The organism is Candidatus Neomarinimicrobiota bacterium, from assembly GCA_021157965.1.
Taxonomy (GTDB): domain Bacteria; phylum Fidelibacterota; class Fidelibacteria; order Fidelibacterales; family Fidelibacteraceae; genus Fidelibacter.
In genome coordinates this window covers 168,768-190,632 of record JAGGVO010000041.1, presented here as the reverse complement: position 1 = coordinate 190,632, position 21,865 = coordinate 168,768, and the positions used below count along the sequence as shown (strand labels likewise).

The 21,865-nt window shown below is 46.2% G+C and carries 19 protein-coding genes and 1 tRNA gene; 13 read left to right on the top strand and 7 right to left on the bottom strand.

What is annotated here, in order from left to right; genetic code table 11:
• Window positions 1-32 precede the first annotated feature (32 nt).
• The 5 genes from J7K63_06045 to J7K63_06025 form a co-directional block, all read right to left on the bottom strand.
• The gene (locus J7K63_06045; protein MCD6234579.1) at window positions 33-1,352 is read right to left on the bottom strand and encodes a SpoIID/LytB domain-containing protein; all 1,320 of its coding nucleotides are present in this window, start codon (window positions 1,350-1,352) and stop codon (window positions 33-35) included.
• 27 nt (window positions 1,353-1,379) lie between these two features.
• On the bottom strand, window positions 1,380-2,573 hold the full coding sequence (locus J7K63_06040) for an ROK family protein (protein MCD6234578.1): 1,194 nt from the start codon (window positions 2,571-2,573) through the stop codon (window positions 1,380-1,382).
• A 104-nt stretch (window positions 2,574-2,677) separates the two neighbouring features.
• Window positions 2,678-4,240, bottom strand: a complete 1,563-nt coding sequence (locus J7K63_06035; protein ID MCD6234577.1) for a glycosyltransferase — start codon at window positions 4,238-4,240, stop codon at window positions 2,678-2,680.
• Window positions 4,241-4,400: 160 nt separating this feature from the next.
• The gene (ftcD, locus tag J7K63_06030; protein ID MCD6234576.1) at window positions 4,401-6,080 is read right to left on the bottom strand and encodes a glutamate formimidoyltransferase; all 1,680 of its coding nucleotides are present in this window, start codon (window positions 6,078-6,080) and stop codon (window positions 4,401-4,403) included.
• Between the two features lie 7 nt (window positions 6,081-6,087).
• Entirely contained in the window at window positions 6,088-6,261 is a 174-nt protein-coding gene (locus tag J7K63_06025; GenBank protein ID MCD6234575.1) for a hypothetical protein, read from the bottom strand.
• Window positions 6,262-6,813: 552 nt separating this feature from the next.
• Here J7K63_06025 and J7K63_06020 point away from each other — a divergent pair.
• Window positions 6,814-7,407: a hypothetical protein gene (locus tag J7K63_06020; GenBank protein ID MCD6234574.1), complete on the top strand. Its 594-nt coding sequence runs from the start codon at window positions 6,814-6,816 to the stop codon at window positions 7,405-7,407.
• Here the strand turns inward: J7K63_06020 and J7K63_06015 are convergent, their stop codons facing one another.
• Window positions 7,408-7,923: a GNAT family N-acetyltransferase gene (locus tag J7K63_06015; GenBank protein ID MCD6234573.1), complete on the bottom strand. Its 516-nt coding sequence runs from the start codon at window positions 7,921-7,923 to the stop codon at window positions 7,408-7,410. It lies immediately after the preceding gene.
• A 411-nt stretch (window positions 7,924-8,334) separates the two neighbouring features.
• On the opposite strand from J7K63_06015, the gene J7K63_06010 reads away from it, so the two are divergent.
• The 8 genes from J7K63_06010 (at window position 8,335) to J7K63_05975 (ending at window position 15,370) form a co-directional block, all read left to right on the top strand.
• On the top strand, window positions 8,335-9,126 hold the full coding sequence (locus J7K63_06010; protein ID MCD6234572.1) for a prolipoprotein diacylglyceryl transferase: 792 nt from the start codon (window positions 8,335-8,337) through the stop codon (window positions 9,124-9,126).
• 189 nt (window positions 9,127-9,315) lie between these two features.
• Window positions 9,316-9,390: transfer RNA gene (locus J7K63_06005), tRNA-Val, on the top strand.
• A 571-nt stretch (window positions 9,391-9,961) separates the two neighbouring features.
• A complete protein-coding gene (locus tag J7K63_06000) occupies window positions 9,962-11,821 on the top strand; it encodes a S9 family peptidase (protein ID MCD6234571.1) in 1,860 nt (619 codons plus the stop codon).
• On the top strand, window positions 11,818-12,759 hold the full coding sequence (locus J7K63_05995; protein MCD6234570.1) for a patatin-like phospholipase family protein: 942 nt from the start codon (window positions 11,818-11,820) through the stop codon (window positions 12,757-12,759). Before J7K63_06000 ends, J7K63_05995 begins: the two co-directional genes overlap by 4 nt.
• A 128-nt stretch (window positions 12,760-12,887) precedes the next feature.
• Window positions 12,888-13,394 carry a thiol peroxidase gene (gene tpx, locus J7K63_05990; protein ID MCD6234569.1) on the top strand — a complete coding sequence of 169 codons (507 nt, stop codon included), beginning with the start codon at window positions 12,888-12,890 and terminating at the stop codon, window positions 13,392-13,394.
• Between the two features lie 215 nt (window positions 13,395-13,609).
• Window positions 13,610-13,915 (top strand): SPW repeat protein, encoded by a 306-nt coding sequence (locus J7K63_05985; GenBank protein MCD6234568.1) that lies wholly within the window; start codon window positions 13,610-13,612, stop codon window positions 13,913-13,915.
• 197 nt (window positions 13,916-14,112) lie between these two features.
• Window positions 14,113-14,763, top strand: a complete 651-nt coding sequence (locus J7K63_05980; GenBank protein MCD6234567.1) for an adenylate kinase — start codon at window positions 14,113-14,115, stop codon at window positions 14,761-14,763.
• Between the two features lie 7 nt (window positions 14,764-14,770).
• A complete protein-coding gene (locus J7K63_05975; GenBank protein MCD6234566.1) occupies window positions 14,771-15,370 on the top strand; it encodes a dephospho-CoA kinase in 600 nt (199 codons plus the stop codon).
• A 29-nt stretch (window positions 15,371-15,399) separates the two neighbouring features.
• Here the strand turns inward: J7K63_05975 and J7K63_05970 are convergent, their stop codons facing one another.
• A complete protein-coding gene (locus J7K63_05970) occupies window positions 15,400-16,323 on the bottom strand; it encodes a mechanosensitive ion channel family protein (GenBank protein MCD6234565.1) in 924 nt (307 codons plus the stop codon).
• Between the two features lie 397 nt (window positions 16,324-16,720).
• Here J7K63_05970 and J7K63_05965 point away from each other — a divergent pair, with 397 nt between their 5' ends.
• The 4 genes from J7K63_05965 (at window position 16,721) to J7K63_05950 (ending at window position 21,776) form a co-directional block, all read left to right on the top strand.
• Window positions 16,721-16,993 (top strand): RNA-binding protein, encoded by a 273-nt coding sequence (locus J7K63_05965; protein MCD6234564.1) that lies wholly within the window; start codon window positions 16,721-16,723, stop codon window positions 16,991-16,993.
• Between the two features lie 334 nt (window positions 16,994-17,327).
• On the top strand, window positions 17,328-17,591 hold the full coding sequence (locus tag J7K63_05960; GenBank protein ID MCD6234563.1) for an RNA-binding protein: 264 nt from the start codon (window positions 17,328-17,330) through the stop codon (window positions 17,589-17,591).
• A gap of 331 nt (window positions 17,592-17,922) precedes the next feature.
• The gene (locus J7K63_05955; protein MCD6234562.1) at window positions 17,923-19,317 is read left to right on the top strand and encodes a hypothetical protein; all 1,395 of its coding nucleotides are present in this window, start codon (window positions 17,923-17,925) and stop codon (window positions 19,315-19,317) included.
• A gap of 596 nt (window positions 19,318-19,913) precedes the next feature.
• The gene (locus J7K63_05950) at window positions 19,914-21,776 is read left to right on the top strand and encodes an amino acid permease (GenBank protein ID MCD6234561.1); all 1,863 of its coding nucleotides are present in this window, start codon (window positions 19,914-19,916) and stop codon (window positions 21,774-21,776) included.
• The last annotated feature ends 89 nt before the right edge of the window (window positions 21,777-21,865 follow it).

The following is a 21,865-nucleotide window of genomic DNA, read 5'->3' as shown; positions in this document are numbered from 1 at the left end:
CCACGGGTCTGCATTTTATTCAGTGAGTTCTATTAAGAATAGATGGATTTCAGCTCAACACCGGGATAGTAGTGTTTCAGTATTTCCTCGGCAGAATATCCTGCAAGGGCCATGCCCAGGGCTCCGATCTGGCACATGCCTGCGCCGTGACCCCAACCGGCTCCGTACAGGAGAAATTCTCCGGGGATATCCTTGCGGATTTTCTTTTTTTCCACCACGATGGCAGAGCTGTACAGAAACTTTTTATGGAGAATGCGACGGGCTTCATAATCCGATTTTATTTTCAACTCTTCCTCTTCTCCCCTTTCATTCAAAACCCGGATGCCCATCAGAATCATCCGCCCGGATCCGCCCCGCTGAATTGGATAAATATCTTTTACCGCTTTGATGTGTAATCCCAACTTATCATTGATATTAACCGTCAGTTCTTTATTGGTCATTGTGACATGCCACCGGAAATAACGACTTTCCTCATCCACGCTGCCCAGATATTTTTTTAAATCCTTTTGGGGGATATAAGCTTCGCTGCAGAAGGCTTCAGGATTTCCAAGAATCCACTCCCGGGCATTTTCCTCTACCGTAAGGTCCGGGGCATTCTCTGTCTCCGGCATATCCTTCAGATTTTTCATATAGGGCAGGGGATCACCGAACCAGAGGTTTTCAAATCGCTCCATCACACCGCCACAGGATTTGGAATAGCGGGCATCGACCATCTTCCCGTCGTAGAGAAGCACTTTCCCACGGGTTTGATTGGCTCCTTCCCGGGAATGATCCGTCAGGTTGTTCATTCCCTGATACCGCTGACAGCAATCATCATTGCACACATCAACACCCAGACTGATATGCTTTTGCTCCACATTGGCCAGCATCCAGCTTCGGGCGACAATGGTCTGAGCTTCTATCAGTGCCGTGGGACATTCAGAACCCATTTCCGATGTGGCCACACACATGAGGTATGTCTCCAAATCCAGCTCGTTCACGACAAGTAGTGAGTCTTTATAACGAGTGATTTCCACCTTATCAGGAAGGTGAACCATGATGTATTTTTTCCAGTGAAAACTCCGGCCGGTAATCACCGGATGAACACCCAGGCCATGATCTCCGCTGACATGTTTGAAAACAATTTTTTCCGCTTTTACAAAGGGGGAATCCTGAATCTGGATCCCTTTTTCGGCCACCCTGAGAACCAACTGTGCTCCCGGCCGGGGATCTGCCAGAGCGCCGTCCACTTCCATGATATAACTGCCATCCGAGGGAAATTCTATCTGAATTTCCTGTTGGTCATCTTCCGGCAACACAATTCCCACGCGTAGCCGGGGCTCTTTTTGAGGTATCACACCAGGTTCTAACATAGCGCACCTTCCATTTCGTGTAAAAAATTATCCTTCCCTTGAAAGCCATGCATCCACCGCCGCTCCCATGGCCGGGGCTTCACGGAGTTTGGAAAGGACAATGCGGTTTTCGTTAAATGTATTCCCTTTAAGGTAATGCTCTTTGAATTCCTTTGTCAAGTTTTCATTTTCTGAAATAAGTTCGCCAAGATGTCTGATTACGGGCTCCCACATCTGATTCTTTCCCCGTGATGCTTCAAGATAATCCCCCAACCGCTGGCCTATAATGATATGATCCAGAAGTGTCCCCCGGTACGGATGCCATGAAACGAGTTGAGCACGGGCAGGATTTACAAACTCAAATTGATTTTGGGATCCGGCATAGAGTGTGGAAATCCGCTCAAAAAGAAGTTCTGCCAGATAATGACTTACTTCTTTCATGGTTTTTGCAGCCGCTTTTTCACCTTGTATGGCTCTTTCCAAGATCTGTGGGGCATAGATCTCCTTTTGGTTCAATTCTGACACAGGTATACCGGAATACTCGCTGTAGATGCTTTGTATGCCGGCGGCAGAACAATAACGCTCCATGGATTTTCCGCTGTCTGCTTTCATTTCCCAGGCTTTGGCCATCCAGGGTTTAATGGCATCAAAGGGGACCAGCCGGCCTTTTAGTTTCAGAGCATCAGCCACACCGGTTCCACCACCCAGGTAATAACTGTTTTGAACTCCCCTGAATTGCCCTTGAGAGGAATACTCCTCTCCCAGTCCGCAATAATCCGCGTCCGATCCCAGATGATGGATAGTGGATGCAAGGGATATTTCATTCAACATGACCCGGTTCTCAACAATGGAGGCATATTCGGGCATACGGGGGCCGTTTGCCAACGCGCTGATACCCCGTTTATCCCTTGTTTTCAACCCGGGCATGCCAATACCAATCAGGACCTTCTTTCCGGGGTTTGCTTTAACCAACTCGATAATCACATCCGCCGTGGCATACATATAAGCTATTCCCTGGCGTTTTTCCCTATCTGTCAGATGAATACCATCCTCCATCTCTTTAAGCTGAATTTTGATATCCACCGGCTTGAATTCCGGATCATAATATTTGTATTCACTGTATTTTTTCTGAACATTCAGATCCCCCAACTCAAATGTGCCATCATCTTTCCGCTCAACGGTCCAGCCGCTGACCTTTGTGGCACCTCCGTCAATTCCTATAATCAGCAGATCCTGTGTCATAACATTCTCCCATTTTCATAAGTTGGAAAAAAAGCAGGCATGATTCCACACCTGCTGTTTATATTGCTCACCCCTTTTCCGGACAGGAAGAGAGGTCCGGTTCTCTATTTTTTCCGGTTCCGGTTGAAAACCTGACGCCGCAGTATGGCCTCCCGGCGCATGTCGTCTTTAGCATTATCATTCCGATCAACGGTATTCTGATCAATAGCATGGTCCGTACCACCACCGTGACGTACCACTTCATAAATGGGATCCCACACACGGCCAATCCGGTAATATTCGGCAATTTTATTGACCATTTCATAATCCTCACCATAGTTCCGGGCATGAGGATCGTCATTGATACTGAAATAACCCATCTCTTTGATTACGTGAATGGGAATACACCGGGGAGCTCCGGCTCCGTTAATCCGGAGTAAATTGTTCCGACCGTTATCATCCGTCCATTCATCATGGGTCACAACCGGGATCTCTTTCATCCGGACCAATTCGCCGCTGTCTTTCTTTTCCCAGACTTCATAAGAGCCAATCACCATGCCGATTTCCGGATCGGATTCAAAAACCTTCAGCACCTTTTCCACTGCATCGGGTTTCAAACGATCGTCTGAATCCAACTGGACATAGTATTTGGCCCGGGACAGTTTGGAACCGATATTCAGGCAGAGTCCGATATTATTGATATCCAGAACCACCAGGCGGACTTCGGGCTTTTCTCTGTCATATTTTTCTCCGCCTTTCATGTATTTCCGTACCACATCTGCTGTCGGGTCTTCATCTCCGCCGTTAACCATGACAATACATTCAATGTTCTGAATGGACTGCGCCTGAACACTTTCAATAGCAGTACCGATAAATTCCGGCCGGAATCCGACAGGAATAATAACAGACGCAATCAGTTCCGGTTCTTTTGCCGGCGGCGGTTCGTGATCCCGGAAAATCCCGGGTGCCAGATATGCATCAATCCGTTTAAGATGTTCGGTAACAACCCGCTCCGCTTCAAGCTGCACTTCTTTCCCTGCCAGAAGATAATCGAAAACATTTGCTTTTTTACCAGCAGACTGGACCCGGTACAGTGAACCGTTATAGCGGTTAGCTATACGAACAACACGCTGCTTCTCGGACAATTTCAAGCGCATATCATACAGCACATTGTATTTGACCGATTCGTCAAAACCACCCACAGCTTCAAGGGTATCTTTCCGTATAAAAAACGCTTTCCCGAAATCCATGTTATCACGAACACGGCCAATATGGTGATCGAGCAAATGCTTTTCTTCCACCTTTCCCTGGTCTTCCAGTTCATAACTGGCATAAAAAAGACCGGCATCGGGATTTCGCTCTGCTGCCATCATAAAAGCATCTACAGCTGCTTTCCGCAACAAAACCGGTGTTGTCACATTATCCAGCAGAAGAATAAATTCCCCTTCACTCACTTTCAGGGCTTTGTTCAACATGACAGACAATCCGTCCTTTTTACCGGCAGGAACTGTTTTCAAAGGCCTGGACACCTGTACCAGCTTTTTTAATTCCTCCGGTTCATTGGTTATACCAATTAATTCGATATCATTGTTTCTTTGCTGAATCATCGCCTGTACGGTGGCTTTCAACTGCTCCCGGGTTTGTCCAGACCCGGTGTCGAAATGGAAAAGAATGCTCGTTTTAGTCATATAACCCTTTCTCTTTTATCATGATCATTGTAAGAATACTTTATAAAATGGGAATTGCTACTCATTAAGTCCACATCTTTTTTGTAGTTATAGAGTGAACAACCATTGCTTATACAGCCTTGTCCGGTTTACTCCGGGGGAAGCGAAGCAGGCGAATCATTCAAGGATCACATCCTTGAAACCCGGTCCCTTGCGAATTAGTTCCTGATTCTTCTTCCATTTTTTCCAGAAGGGATTTCATTGTCCGGTTCATCTTTTCCTGAAAATCCGCATCTTTCAGATCTTTCAGATTGATTCGGACATTCAGGGCGGCGCCTTTCATGGCAGTCTGTGCCATCAAAACACCCACCGCTGCATCAGATTGTGAATTTACATTTCCCTTTTCTTCCACCTCACGGCATAAGCAAAGAGCCTGGTACGAGAGTTCCATGACTTTTAGGGGAATACGGCAAGCATGTTTCACGGCCTTTTCAACCGCTTTTTCCCGGGCTTTCTTTTGTTCATCGCTTTTTTTAGGCAGGCGATAGGCTTCCATCACCGCATTAAAGGCTTGGGTATCCTCATCAATAGCTAAAAGAAGTTTGTCTTTCAATTCCTGTGCTTCCGTCGGGAGGACAAGCATTCTTTCCCGGACATTCTCATATCCTTTTTTACCTGCCGTCAAATGTGCCACCATGGATGCGAGCCCTGCCGCCAGGGCACCGGCCAGAGCGCTCACGCTTCCTCCACCGGGTGCAGGCGTATCAATAGACAGCAAATCGGCAAAATCACGGATTTTCATACCGGAAAGGGGTTCTTCTTCATTATTTTGCACACAATATTCAATAATTTTTTTCTCCGGATTAAAAGGAGTGAGTTCCGAGAGCCCCAGGCTTTGTACGGCCATACGTACCCGTTCTTTTTCAGGATATCCCGGGGATTTCCCCTGGCGCTTCAAATAATAATCTCCCGCCTGAAGAATCGCCTCCAGGGGGATGAGTCCAACCAGTTCCGACCCGGTGGCCCGCAATCCCCGCTTCGCCGCTTCTTCCGCCACCGTTTCAAAGGCCTTATGAACAGGCGTTATGTGGTAATCGGTCAGATTAATCGATACCTGGGCACAATCAAAGGCTTCCATATACCAGCCAACTGCCTTGCATTCCCGAAGCAATCCGGGAACCCTGACAATCTTTCCCTCTGAATCACGAATGATTTTTCCCTTATCATCCCGTTTTGCCCGACCCTTTTCCCGGATATCCAGAGCAATGTCATGGGCCAGTTTCCGATCCCGGGTGTTCAGATTTACATTATAGGCAATAAGAAATTCCCGTACACCAATAACTGTGGCACCGGACCGTTCATTGAAAACGGCTTCTCCGAAATCGGGGACCCATTCGGGATCTTCAAGTTTTTCTGCCAGTCCTTCATACTCTCCGGCCCGGATATCCGCCAGATTTTGCCTTTCGGGACGGGTCGCGGCTTTTTCATAAAGGTAGACGGGAATTCCCAGTTCAGACGCCACCCGCCGGCCAAGACGCTTAGCCAAATCAATGCACTCATCCACAGTGACTCCGGTTACGGGTACAAAGGGACACACATCGGTTGCCCCCAGCCGGGCATGGGCACCGGTATGATGGCGCATGTCAATGCGTTCGGCTGCCGATTTAATCCCCTGGAAAGCACCCTCCAGGACTGCCTCCGGTTCTCCGACAAAAGTTACCACCGTCCGGTTTGTATCCACACCGGGATCGGTATCTAACACCCGGACCCCTTCGACCGATGCAATATCCCGGACAATTTCATCAATCAACTGCTTATCACGTCCCTCACTAAAATTCGGGACACATTCCACTAATTTCATAGTCACCTCATTTCAATAAACTCTGAAGAAAAAAATAAACCACCACCACAATAATCAGCATAATCAGCGTTCCCCGGAATGATCGGGAGGGTTTCCGCCGCCTTAGATACTTTGAAAAATCAAAACGCTTTTCTTCATCCTCGTCATGAATCACGTATTTTCCGGGTCTTGGAATATGCATGCTCTCTCCCTGATGGTGTGATTATATAATTTACACGTTTTAGAACGGAGATAAAAGAGAGAGGGATGATGGACAGGTGTAACGGAGAGACATAAGCACGGACTTCAGTCCGGGAAATTGGGGTGACAGTGAGAAGTCGACAGTCGTCAGGCGACAGCGTCAGGATCGGTCAACTTGTCACGTGTCACGCGTCACGCGTTACTTTTTAAGTTGGCAGGCGTCAGGCGTCAGTTCCCAAGTCCCAACGCCCTCTAATCCACGCAAACACACCAGGAGCGCAGCGACGCCAACTTCTAACTTCCAGCTTCCAAAAAAGGATTGATTCGATTGGGGGATTGAAAGCCCCGGATTTTAGTTCGGGGGAATTGAAGCGTCAACTCGTCACGCGTCACGCGTTACTTTCTTCCCCACTCCTGAATCCCCTCCCGCCCCCGTCCAATTGCTCATTTAAAATTCAGCATTTTCTCTTTATCTTTCCCCATGCAATGTCCCGATTACCCAAGAGAAGGAAACAACGATGCCTGCCTCGAAATTGCCCCCGGGGTGTGGGTCATGGATGATCATAAATGGGCGCTGTGGGTTTGGGCGACACACAGGGATATCCTCCCGGAGACTCTTTTTCATGTGGATTATCACTGGGATGGAGCTGATGATTTTTCCGGCGATAACAATTCTCTGTTCAGGCTCCTCGCCAATCCGGATGCATTGAAAAAAGTCATCTCAAAAGATCGCCTGATCCGAAAGGATTCCTTCATAAGCCCGGCGGTCCGGGGGAATTTTTTCAAAGGCATTCATTTTTACTGCTACCAGCGGAACACAGAGCAGGGACTGAATCCGGAGGTCCTGATCCAAAAGGATGTCAGGCAATATATCCACCCGGATATTCCTGCGGCTTTACGCCAAATCAATCCTGTAAAAACTGCCCTGGACCTGGATGTGGATGTGTTTAACCGAGCCACCTTTTTCGGACAGGGAAATTTGTGGACTGATGATGAAATCCTCCGCTTTTTGAACGAAATGAAAGATCTTATAAAAAATGCACCGCTTATTACAATAGCTCTCTCGTATTGTTATTCAGGCACAGAGGCAGATACACACCATCTGGCGGAATTTATCTTACCCCGGGTGCTGGCATGGCGGCAGTAATCAATCCTCCTGCTGATTAAAAAGACCGGCAAGATCTTTTAATTTTTCACCACTTACCCTGAGGGTGACCCACTCATTCATGGTTTCGGCTCCCAAAGAGGCGTAAAAATCCAGGGAAGACTTATTCCATTTCAGGCACGACCACTCAAAACGACCGCAGCCCCGCTCCATCGCAAGCTTTGCCAGATAAGTCATCATCATCTTGCCGATACCACGCCCCCGGTATTCCGGGTAAATATAGATATCCTCAAGATAGAGTCCCGGCCTGGAAACAAAGGTAGAATAGTTATGAAAAAAGAGGGCAAATCCCACAGCTTTTCCATCCAATTCAGCAAATATCACCTCAGCATAGACCTTTTTTCCGAATAATGTATTCTTTACCGATTCTTCCGTGGCAAGCACCTCACCGCTCATACGTTCATACACCGCCAGCTCCCTGATAAATTCTGAAATCTGTTTCGAATCTCCGGAATTTGCAAAACGGAGGCTGACTCCCGGTAATGCTGTCCTGATCATATTTTCCTCTTTTTTTTCATGAAATCTACTGACGGAATGGCTTTTCAGCAAGTCCGGATCGCTTTTCCAACGCAATGTTCATAATGTGGATAACCTGTGTACACACATTGAGACATACCAATTCTACTATAACGCAACCTGCTGGTAATCAGCAGAATGCCGGAATTTTAAAAAAATATTATTATCCACACTTATCCACATCCCTTGTGGATAACCTGAAGAGGCATTTGTTTATATCACTGATTTTGCGTTATATAAACGGTTTACATCAAACAGTCTTTTTGTAATGTGTCGAAGGATGGTATGAGTGCGGGGGAGGACATTGAAAGTTTTCCGGGTTATTTCCAAGCACCTTTCTTTTTTTCCAGGTCCGAATCTTTTAAATTCCCGAAAACATGGAAGGAGTTCACCATGATTCTGACATGGGTCCACAACTTAAAGCCTTATCTTTTTAAAATCGGCAGTTTTGAGATCCGTTATTACGGGCTCATGTACGTGTTGGGGTTTATCTGTTTTTACTATTGGATGAAGCATGTCATCCGCCGGGGAAATTTGAAAATGACGGTGGAACAACTGGACTCCCTCTTTACGGGCGCCATTATCAGTCTGCTGGTGGGTGCCCGTCTGGGATACGTTCTTTTTTACAATCTCTCCTGGTACCTGAAAAATCCCGCAGAAATCTTCATGACCTGGCACGGGGGGATGTCCTTTCACGGCGGAGCTATCGCCATTATCCTGTTTGTTATTTGGTTCGCCCGGAAACACCGGATTGAATTCTGGGATTTGATCGGAGAGTTTACAACCATTGCGCCGGTTGGACTCTTTTTCGGACGTCTGGGAAATTTTATCAATGGGGAGTTGTGGGGTCGGCCGGCTGATGTCCCCTGGGCTATCATTTTCCCCGGTTCGGGTGGTATTCCCCGCCACCCATCTCAGCTCTATGAAGCCCTGGCTGAAGGACTCCTTCTCTTTCTTTTTCTTTTCTGGCTTCACAAAAAAGAGGTGGCCGGACATGTAAAATTTGCTGCCGGACTCATTTTTTACGGTGTCGGGCGCTTTATCATCGAATTTTTCCGGGAACCGGATGAACAACTGGGTTTTCTCTTTTTCAATTGGGTCACCATGGGACAGCTCCTGTGCTTTATCATGATTGTGGGAGGCATTGTTGTGCTGATTGTGAAGAAAAAGAGGACGAAGTTCTGAGTTGATTCCTCCCGCAGAATGCGCGGAGATGCCGGGAAATGATACATAATACAAGTAAAAGAGTATAAGAAAGGCAGCGTATCCCAAAACATACAATAATCCGGCGTCCAGACTATCGACTGATGACTGCCAACTGACTTTTCCCTTGCATAATATAACGTCTAATCGTAAAATTCTTGGCTTTTCAAGGGGAGCTTAGCTCAGCTGGTCCAGAGCACCTGCCTTACAAGCAGGGGGTCACAAGTTCGAATCTTGTAGCTCCCACACACCCTTAAGCATATATGCCTCTTTTTTACAATATTATTTCGTCGCCATCTGAGACGCTTTTTCAATTAAAAATCACTTTCTGGCTACAGACTATCAAAATCAGTTCAGTGCCGTGTTGACGTAACTTTCTAATATCCTAATAATTTTAATTTACAATACAGGATTAAGACGATTACAAAAGTGTTTGAATGCTGCAAATCAGCGATTGTGTGCAGAACATTATACGAAACCAGGGTCATTCATTCTTTAGATGCTGGAAGTTAGCGCCGCTTCGCGGCTGGTGTTTTTGAGTGGATTAAACGGATGCCGGGACTTGGAAACTGCCGACTGTCAACTGCCAACTGTCAACTGCCGACTGTCAACTGCCAACTGCCGACTGCCAACTAACACTTTGTTTCCCTTTCTCTTCTCAATATTCTTTTTTATTTTGATTTTTGCGCTTGGAAATAAAACGAAAGGGCTTGCCATGAAACTGAAATATTCTGTCTGGATTCTTGTGATCTTCATCGGTTTGAATGCCTGCGGAACGGTTTCTGAGGCGGACCGAACCGAGTTGGGTAATCTGGTGATGGAAAATATCCCTCCGATCCCTGAAGCGCTGAAAGACCGGCTGAACCAGTACCAAAATGTCCGTTCGGCTTATTTTGAAGACTGGCTTCCCGGTGGAGGTATGCTGATTTCCACCCGTTTCGGTGAAACATCCCAGCTTCATAAGGTCAGCACACCCGGCGGTACCCGCTACCAGCTCACCTTTTTTGATGAACCGGTAGGAGATGTTGCCGTGTGTCCGGACGAAAATAATCCTGTTGTGGTTTTTATGAAGGATGTGGGCGGCAACGAAGCATACCAGCTTTTTGCCATGAATCTGAAGGATGGCCGGGTGACCATGATTACAGACGGAAATGCCCGCCACGGAACCCCTCTCTGGTCCAACGACGGTTCGCTCCTGGCCTATCCCGGAACCCGGCGGAATGGCACGGACTATGACATATATGTGGCGCCGGCGGATGATTTAAGCAACGCCAGGATGGCAGCTCGGCTGGAAGGATACTGGGAACCCCTCGACTGGTCTCCCGCAAACGATAAACTCATCCTCCTGAATTATATCTCCATTAATGAATCCTATCTGTATATCCTGGATGTGCAAAGCGGCGAGTTAACCCAAATACACCCGTCTCCGGAAAACATTGCCTACGGCAGCGCCAAATGGCCTCTCCCGGGTGATAAAATTTACTTTACATCCGATGAAAATTCAGAATTTCAAACCCTGCGCTGTTACGATGTGTCAAGCGGAAACATCAAACCGCTTCCGCTGAAAACTTCCTGGGATGTCAGCGGATTTACCGTCAGCCGGGATGGCATGCTTTTAGCCTTGGTGACCAATGAAGACGGTCTGAGCCGCTTATCCGTCCTGAATCTCCGGAGCGGCAGACGCCTGAATCTTCCCAAAATCCCGGATGGAATCATCGGAGGTCTGCGATTTAACAAGGACGGTACAGAGCTGGCTATCAGCCTGAATACACCCCAAAACCCCACGGATGTCTATTCCATCCGCCTGACCAATGCCACCCTCACACGGTGGACTGCCAGCGAAGTGGGCGGACTCAATACGGAAAGTTTTGTAGTGCCGAAACTCATCCACTATACAACCTTCGATTCCCTGCCTGACGGAACGCCCCGGAAAATCCCCGCTTTTTACTACAAGGGCAAAAGCAATGAGGCAAAAGCACCTGTCATCATCTATATTCACGGCGGACCTGAAAGTCAGTTCAGACCCTCCTTCTCATCCACCTTCCAATATATCCTGAATGATATGGGCGTGTCCATTCTGGCTCCGAATGTGCGGGGATCTGCCGGGTATGGAAAATCCTACCTTCTTCTGGATAACGGCTACAAGCGGGAACAATCGGTCTGTGACATCGGCGCCCTGCTGGACTGGATTGCAGAACAGCCGGAACTGGATGAAAACCGTGTGGCCGTATGGGGCGGATCTTATGGCGGATATATGGTCCTTGCAAGCCTGACACACTATAACGACCGCCTGAAAGCCGGTGTGGATATTGTTGGAATCAGCCATTTTGTCACTTTCCTGGAAAATACGAAATCTTACCGGCGGGATTTGCGCCGGGCGGAATACGGGGATGAAAGGGATCCTGACATGCGGGCTTTCCTGGAATCCATTGCGCCCGTGAATAATGCGTACAAAATTTCCACACCTCTTTTCATCGTTCAGGGACTCAATGACCCCCGGGTTCCGGCAAGCGAAGCCGAACAGATTCTGAGTGCAGTGAAAAAAAATGATACGGAAACCTGGTACCTTTTGGCCAAGGATGAGGGGCACGGTTTTCGCAAGAAAAATAATCGGGATTTTTACACTCAAAGCCTTATGCTCTTTTTCGAAAAATTTCTCCTGGAGCCTGCCGAATGAGCCGGCGGAAAAAAGTCGGACTGGCCCTGGGAAGCGGTTCTTCCCGGGGATGGTCCCATATCGGCGTGATTCAGGCCCTTCGGGAACATGACATTCCTGTGGATTATGTGGCAGGAACCAGTATCGGCGCTTATGTAGGCGCTATTTTTGCTTCGGGCCATATAGAGGAATTTCAACAAACCGTGCTGGACATGGACTGGAAACGGGTGGTGTCCCTGCTGGATTTCTCCATAAGCCTTACAGGATTCCTGGAAGGGCGAAAGGTGATGAATCTGGCCGAAAACATGATGACAGTCCAAAAGTTTGAGGATTTAAAAATCCCTCTCCGGGTGGTGGCAGCCGATCTGAAAACCGGAGAGGAAATCATTTTTTCAAAAGGATCTGTCAAAGAAGCCGTCCGTGCCAGCATCTCCATCCCGGGCATTTTCCGTCCCGTCGAAATAAAAAAACACCTTTGTGTGGATGGCGGACTCCTGAATCCCGTCCCTGTGAATGTGGTAAAAGAGATGGGCGCCGAGGTGATCATCGCCGTGGATCTGAATCACTGCCTGATACAACGTCGGGAAAAAAGAAAAAAATCCAAACAGGAAGAAAAACGGGATAAAGCTCTGAATAAAGCTATCTTTGAGAAATTTCCCGGCCGCTTCCCCTCGGTGGAATCCCTGCTCCAGGTCTGGTTTAAAATTGAACCCGGAACTTCAGATAAAAAGGAGGAAATTCCCGGCTTTCTTGATGTCTACCGCCAGTCTTTGGATATCATGGAAATGCAGATTTCCCGGCTGGGACTCAAACTGAATCCACCTGATATCCTCATCGCGCCGGATCTGGGCCACATTAGACTCATGGATTTCGATATGGGAAAAGAAATTATCGCGGAAGGATACAAAAAAACCATTGCACAAATAGATGATATCAAGCGTATTGCTAAAAGAGAATAACCCCTCTTTTGCAGAAGAGCTTTTTTTCACTGTCCGGTCCTCTGAATTTATCCGGAGACCACATATCCTGAAACCTTCTTACCGGTTTTTTCTCTAATCTATAAAATCTGGCACACAAGGAGTCTGTGATGGCGCAAATTACATTAAAAGGCAATCCCATACATACACATGGAAATCTTCCCCGTGAAAATGATAAAGCTCCGGATTTTCTTCTCACCACAACGGATCTGAAAGATGTTTCACTGAAAGATTTCAAAAAGAAAACCCTTTTGCTGAATATTTTCCCCGGCCTGGATACGGACGTATGCGCGATGTCCGTCCGGCGCTTTAACACGCTGGCGGTAAAACTGAAAAACACCCGCATTTTATGTATTTCAAAGGATCTTCCCTTTGCCCATAAACGATTTTGTACTGTAGAAGGGATCAACAATGTGATATCCCTCAGTGAACTGCGGAATGGAGATTTCGGGAAAGATTACGGCGTGCGGATTGAAGACGGACCTATGGCGGGACTCCTGGCCCGCTCTGTGCTAATTATCAATCCCGATGGGGTCATTGTATACCGGGAACTGGTTCCTGAAATTACACGGGAACCGGATTATCATGCTGCTCTGAAAGCACTGGAGACATATTAAAAATTATTACAAGATAGAAAACAAGTAAAATGATATAAAATTTTACTTGAAAAACAGAAATACAGCTGCTACCTTATCATACAAGGCGTAACTATGAATATTCGACCGGACACATATCTTGGCTTTTCAGACTTTAAGTAAAGAGGGAAAGACAAATATCGATGACATTTGATAATAACAAACTCAAAATGTCACAAAAAAAAAGGAGGTGCCAAATGTGGCAAGCATGGGTTAATGTGATTCTTGGATTATGGCTTGTGGTTTCCGGTTTTATACCTGGTGTACAGGTAAACTGGAATATGATCATTGCAGGAATACTGATAGCGTTGCTCGGATTTACCGCTTCAAAAAAATGGCCGGCGATTGTCGCTGGAATCTTGGGAATCTGGATTTTTATCAGCGGACTGTTCCCATCACTGATAGTACAAATCAACTTCATTATTGCCGGGCTTGCCGTCCTGATTCTATCCCTTATTCTTGCCCTTCAAAAAACACCTGGAGAAACCAAAACCACAGCATAAATCCTCTTATCACAAAGTATATACAAAACGGCAAAGTTTTCTTTGCCGTTTTGTTTTATGACGGATATTCTTTCGCAAGCGAAGGTTCTTGACAATTTTGCCGGAAGAACCACATACAGATTCCAGGGACTTCTTTCCCATATCTTGCATTCATGTCATATTTATCATAAAATCCCGCAAACAAAGGAGACTGAAGCATGAGACTTGTATTTCTTGGAGCACCCGGATCCGGAAAGGGCACCCAGGCAGATATTTTAAAAGAGCAGTTATCACTGATTAAACTTTCCACCGGTGATCTTTTAAGGGCCGAAACAGAAAAACAAAGCACTCTGGGAAAAAAAGCAGCCGCTTATATGAATCGGGGCATGCTGGTTCCGGACAACATTATGATAGATATCCTGGAAAAAAAGGTAAGTGAATTTGAAAAAGCGGGAAAGGGGTATATTTTGGACGGATTCCCCCGGACACTCCCCCAGGCCAAAGCACTGGATATCATGCTGACAAAAATTCAGGCACCTCTGGACGCAGCCATCCTGATTGATGTCCCCGAAGAGGAGCTGCTTCGCCGTTTGACCAGCCGTTGGACATGCAGGAACTGCGCCGCAACCCCCTCTTTCCCGGGCGGGAAGCCGGATAATGCTGTTTGCCCGAATTGCGGCAGCACGGACTTATTTCAGCGGGAAGATGATAAACGGGAAACCATTCTTAAGCGATTTGATGTTTATCGGAAAAACACCTATCCCCTGATAGATTATTATGAGAAAAACGGGCTTTTACGCCGGGTTTCCGGTGAGGGAGAGATTGAAGCAATTACAAAACGGCTGGAAAGTGTTTTGAATACATTATGAGGATCTCATGATTTTCCTTGGGCTTACGGGTGGACTTGGAGCGGGAAAATCGACTGTCGCCGCTTTCTTTAAAGAATGGGGGGCCGATGTGTATGATGCCGATTCCATTGCAAAAGAAATCATCCGCAGCGACGACACCGTGAAAGATAAAATCCGCATTCTTTTTGGCAAGGATATCTACCCTTCAAAGAATGATTTCAACAAAGCCCTTCTGGCGGAAAGGGCCTTTGCATCCCGGGAAAACCAGGAAATGCTCAATACTCTGATCCACCCCCTTGTGAAGGAAAGAATCGGTGAAATTTACCGGGCCGCCGCGAAAAAAAATCCGGCTCTTCTGGTCATCGAAGCAAGCATGCTCTTTGAAGCAGGTTCTGAAAACTTGTATGATGCCATCCTCGTGGTCACTGCACCCAAATCATATCGGGTTGAAAGGGCCATGCAACGTGGGATCCTCAGCAGAGAACAGATTCTTTTCAGAATGTCACTTCAAATGCCGGAAAAAGAAAAGATCCGCCGTGCAAACTATATAATCCACAATGACGGATCGATAAAAGAGCTCAAGGCAAAAGCCGGAGTCTTGTATTCCAAACTCGTTGAAACAGAGTAACAATGGGTCTTTATACAACTCGATTTTGTTTAGTGGTCAACACCTTTGTTTTCCCGGGAAAATTTTTCCATAATCTGAAGTTCAAAGGGTTTACTGGTTTCACCGAAATAGAGCGTTTGATGAGGATAAGGGATTTCAATATCACGAGCATCAAATTCCAGTTTGACACGGCGGAGAAATTCCCGGCCGACTGCCCATTGTTTCAGGGGAATGGTTTTGATCCGGCCTTTAATTGTAACCGCCGAATCTCCCAGTCCGTCCACACCGAAAATCTCCGTTTCCAGGATACTGGAGCCATAAAATTCATCTTTTTTCAGGCCGTCCAAAACTTCCCGAATCACCTCTGTTACTTTATCAGTATTTTCCTTGTAAGCAACGCCCACATTAAACACATAGGCTGACCATTCATTGGTCATATTGCTCAGGGTCGTTATACTTCCGTTCGGAAAAACATGAACCGTTCCGGAAAGGTCTCGTAAAACCGTCACCCGGAAATTCATCTTTTCCACAAGTCCGCCGGTCCCGTTCAGGATCGCCACATCTCCTACGCGGATTTGATCCTCAAGAATCATGAAAAAACCGGATATCACATCCTTTACCAGGTTCTGTGCACCAAAACCTACGGCTAAACCGAAAATTCCGGCGCCGGCAAGTAACGGACCAATCTCCACACCGATTTGGGTTAAAACCATAAGAACCACCACAGCCCATAATAAAATAGTCACACCCTGACTGGTCAAATTCATCAGAGTTTGGACTCGTTTGCTGGAATCTGTAGCAATTTCCCCTTCCATCATGCGGGTTTCAACCATACGCTTTTCCACGCTTCTCAGGGATCGTTTGATGATTTTAATGATAATCCAGGCAACAACCAGAATTAAGACAACTTTTACAGCTTCTAAACCCAAATCAATCCAATTGATATCTTTCAGGGGTTGGATCAATTTTTCCATGAAAATCTCCTTTCATTCATTATAACCGGAAAAACCGGACGGTATTCATTGTCATTCAAACTGCCGCCATCAACCGCCTTTTTCTCATAAACCCGTATTTGAAGGTAAATCAAATAAGAGGGTAAATCAACAAAAGAGCCTTGGACGAAAGACAACAAACAGATAAGGATCTTGTATGTGAAAAAAATTTTTTGAAATAAAAAGCTTGTAATGTAAAATATTTGCCGTACATTTCATTGTTTTCTTAGATGAGCCTGATATTGAGGTTAAGTCGAAAGAAATTGCCGGAGAAAATCCGGCTTGACGCTATCATCGTCCACAGGACGCGGATTCAACCGGTTGGCTGTTGTGGCCGGGGGAACTGATGAACACATCACAACAGACAATAAGGATTGATATGAATATCTATGTAGGAAACCTGGCCTGGGGCATCAATGAAGAAACTCTGAAGAACCTTTTTGGTGAATACGGAACGGTGGATACCGCCCGTGTCATCACTGATCGTAATTCAGGTCGCTCAAAAGGCTTTGGATTTGTTGAAATGAGTAACGAATCAAAGGCACAGGAAGCTATTGAAGCCCTCAACGGAAAAGAACTGGAAGGCCGGGCACTCCGGGTGAATGAAGCCCGTCCCGCTTCCGATAACGATTCCCGGCGCAGGCGCTACTGATCTGTCATAAAATATGCGATCAGACTTTAAACCCTCTCCTCACGGAGGGGGTTTTCTATTTTTAGCCATAAAAAAACGAATTCCAGCGTAAAATCCCTAAAATATTGTCCATTTTGATCACTTTTCAGCTGTTTTTCGGAAATAAATCTTCATATTTCTAAAAAAAAGAATGCATTTACATCAATTGTTATTATTTTTCAACGTTTCAGGGATGGTTAACCATGTTCTGAAGCAGATTTCATTTGATAACCGTCCTCAGGACGCAGATTTACAGGTTGGCTGTCATGGCCTGACGATCTGGTTTTAATTCATGACAGATAAGCAGAGGATTCGTATGAATATCTATGTAGGAAACCTGCCCTGGACGACGTCGGAAGAAGAACTGAAAACATTGTTCGAGGGTTATGGTAGCGTGGAATCGGCCCGCATCATTACTGATCGTGAATCCGGCCGTTCCAAGGGATTCGGTTTTGTCGAAATGAGCGATGATGCAGAAGCACGGAAAGCAATGGAAGAACTCAACGGAAAAGAGCTCTCCGGCCGCGCTTTGCGTGTCAATGAGGCACGTCCCCGTCGCGAAGAAAACCGTCGCTTCTGATCAATTCCCATATTGATCCGGACAATCCTGCCCCCGCGATTACAGCGGGGGCTTTTTTTATTGCACTATAAATATTGTGATGGCTTTATAAAATATTCCAATACTGCTTCGAAGTGCCTCACTGCGTTCGGCTTTCAAAAAAAACACTTTAAACACCGAAGACAACGGAATTTTGGAATGTCACGAAATGACACTTGAATGCTGAGCGCAGCGAAGCTATTGAACGTCGAAGGCGATGTAATTTTCCCTGTCGCACCCTCATTATTAATCTTCTTCTCATTTTATCTTATATTACACGGCGGCTACTACCAAACCGACACAGGAGGATATCATGACACCTTGGGATCTTACACTCAATTTGAAGGATGTAGTTCTTGATTTTACGTTTCTGAGTCTTTTTCTGATAGTAGGGACGATTCTGCGTCGTTATATCCCTTTTTTTCAACGCTTTCTTATCCCCAACAACATTATTGGGGGTTTTATCGGTTTAATTTTGGGAAACCAGGTTCTGAATATTATTCCCCTGGACGGAGACAGGCTGGGAATGTATGTCTACCATCTGCTGGCCCTGACCTTTATCGTCTTGGGTTTAAAGCAGTCAAAGTCTTCATTTGGTAAAGGACCTGTCAGCAAAGCCTTTATTGAACTTACCTGTTACATTACCCAGGCCCTGGCCGGGCTTATTGTAGCTTTTATTATAATCTATCTGTTCAATCCGGACTTTTTTGCAGGTATCGGTTTTCTGGTTCCCCTGGGCTTTGGTATGGGCCCCGGAATTGCTTACACCATGGGACACAGCTGGGAAAAAGCCGGTTTGGTAAATGGGGGCATGATCGGACTCACTTTTGCTGTGATCGGCTTTCTGATTGCCTACGTTGCCGGCATTATCCTGGTCAACAGGGGCATCCTGCGGGGCGAAACAGCCCTGATTAAAGGGAAAGACAGTCTGAATCGAGACATCCGGACCGGTATTGTAAAAGAAAATTCACCAGGTGTTGCCGGATTTCTTACCCTTTCCCCGGAAGCCATCGAACCTATGGCTTTTCAGGTCGGACTCATCGGGACCATTTACCTTCTGACATATCTGCTTATCCGGGGAGTTACACTCCTGATGGAGTCGGGGGGACTCGGGGAATTTTCCGATACCCTGTGGTCTTTTCACTTTGTGATTGCCCTTCTGATTGCCGTGGGCGCCAGACGCATCCTGGATGTGACAAAAAAAAGTTATGTCATCGATAAGGGGCTGATGAACCGGGCTTCCGGTGTGAGTGTGGATTATCTGATCACCGGTTCGGTGGCCGCCATCAGTATTACGGTGATCGGCCAGTATTGGCTGCCCATCCTTGTAATGTCAGGTATTGCCGCTTTTACAACCTTTCTGATTATCCGATGGACATCCAGGCGGGCTTTTGATGATTACTATTTTGAACGATTTATCGGGATTTTCGGTGAAATGACAGGTACAATTAATTCAGGTCTGGTGCTTATTCGCATCACCGATCCGGAATTTGAAACCCCGGCCGCAGAAGATCTTGCCTATGGCGGCGGTATTGCCCTCTTTTTGGGCTTTCCGCTGCTCATCATTCTCAATCTGCCTATTGTTTTCTTCAATAACTCTATCACCGGCTATTGGATTGCATTTGGTGCCATGATTGCCTATCTGGTGATCCTGCTGTTTGTCTGGCGGCTTATAGGGTATATAAAACCACTCTCCAAAAAATCATGATACTCTTTTTTAAAAATTAACATTTAATTAGAAAAAAATAATCGTGAATACAATTTACCAATTAAATAGATACTAATATCTAACGAGGAACTTTTCATTAAACCAGACAAACCCGGCTTCAAATATTCCGGACAAAATATCGGGATAAATGAATTCTAAGCAAAGAAGGGTGGACCGATGACGTCGTTTTTAGTGAAAATTCCGGTAAAATGTTCAGTAAGAAATGTATAACAACGATCTTGCATCAGGCAGAAAGCCATATTGACTTAATAGATATATTGTGTTATATAAATAACGGTATAATCTTGACATTTACCATTTACAGATATATTTTATCCCCGGGGTGGGGGCGTCGCGAATAGGAAATTAATAATATATGAATTTCCGTATTGGGTCATAAAACCATGCCAAAATGAACCGGAGCAGGGCTTTCATGGCAATTTCTATAAACATACACCTTTAAAAATTTCCCGTTTCCTTTTTATACTTCCGTCGCAGGTGTTTTTCTAAATCATTTTATTTCATTTCGAAATCTGGGGTTTTATATTCATATAACGCCGTAACTTTTACATCCCATATATGATACAGGAAGTGCCATGACTGAGCATACCTCTTCCGATCTGAACAAAGGGCTAAAACTTGTCCATGTCTTTACCATTGCCACAGGAGCCATGATCAGCTCAGGGCTGTTCATTCTTCCGGGGCTGGCTCATTCGGTTGCAGGGCCAGCCGTGATATGGTCTTATGTGATGGCCGGTTTGCTGGCAGGGATCGGTGCCCTTAGCATGGCGGAACTTTCCTCGGCCATGCCCAAGGCGGGAAGCGATTATTTTTTTGTAATGCGGGGATTTGGCCCGGGTGTGGGCTCTGTTGCCGGCCTGCTGAGCTGGTTTTCCCTTACCCTGAAAAGTTCCTTTGCCATTGTAGGTATGACTACCTTTTTCCGGCTCATCATCGATTTAAACGGTCTGTTGATTGGGGCAGGATTTGTTATATTATTCGTCATCTTGAATACCCTGGGGGTCAAACAGGCGGCCCGGGCGCAGACATGGCTCGTGGCCGGACTTCTTATTTTGCTGGTGATCTATATCATCGTCGGTTTTCCAAAAATTATTATATCCAATCTGATACCCATTGCCCGGAAAGGAATTGCACCGGTCTTCTCTGCAACGGGACTGGTTTTTGTCTCCTATGGGGGATTGCTCAAGGTCGCCAGTATGGCCGAGGAAGTCCGGGATCCGGGTAATACCATGCCCCGGGGAATTCTGCTCTCCCTGTCGACCGTCATTCTCATCTATGCCCTGACAATCACCGTCACCAGCGGGATATTAGACCCGGAAAAACTGGACAATTCGCTGATCCCCATTTCACTGGGGGGTAAACAACTTTTAGGCCAAACAGGTTTTATTGCCATGAGTATCGGGGCTATTCTTGCCTTTGTATCGACGGCCAATGCAGGACTCATGTCCGCATCGCGCTACCTGCTTGCCATGAGCCGCGACAATCTGCTGCCCGAACAACTCTCCAGAATTAACAAACGGTTTCAAACACCCCACGTCGCTGTTCTGGTAACCGGCCTTTTCATGGTCCTCAGCCTTTTTCTGGACCTGAAAATCCTGGTGGAGGCAGCATCCACGGTTTTAATGCTGACTTACATCCTTGCCTGCCTTGGCGTAATTATCTTGAGGGAAAGCGCTCTTCACAATTATCGGCCCCTGTACAAATCACCTCTCTATCCCTGGCTTCAGGTTGTGGGTATTACCGGCCTGATATTCGTCTTGTACGAAGTGGGATCCGATGCTTATCTGATTAGTGCCATCCTGATTTTTATCGCCTTTACTTATTACTGGTTTTTTGCCCGGAAAGTGGTTAATAAAGAATCCGCCCTCCTTCATCTTGTCTCACGTATCACAAACAAGCAACTGGTTACCGGCTCTCTGGAAGAAGAACTGAAACAAATTATCCGGGAAAGGGACGATATCAGTATGGACCGTTTTGATCAGCTGGTGGAAAAAGCTCCCATACTGGACCTGCAAGCAGCAGTTACACGGGATGAATTATTCCGGCTTAGTGCGAAAATACTCTCAGGGCGCCTGAATATTGATGAAAAGAAACTGACAGAACTCCTTAAAAAACGAGAGGAAGAAAGCAGCACTCTTTTAACGCCTTTTCTTGCTGTTCCTCATGTCATTGTAGAGGGAACGAACCGTTTTGAATTACTCATCGTCAGGGCAAAAGAGGGGATTAAATTCTCAGAGGATTACCCTGGAGTAAAAAATCTCTTTATCATTGCGGGAACCCGGGACCAGCGGAGTTTCCATTTAAGAGCCCTGGCTGCCATTGCCCAAATCGTGCAGAAAAAAGATTTTGAAAAACGCTGGCATAAAGCCACTAACGAACAGGGTTTACGCGATATAATCCTTCTTTCTTCACGAGACCGCTTCAATCAAAATGCCTGATCTGCATACTGAAGCGTTTCCTTTTTCCATTTTATCAATCGATTTAAATTCTCTCTATAGTTATATTTGGCGGTATCTAAATTTCCATT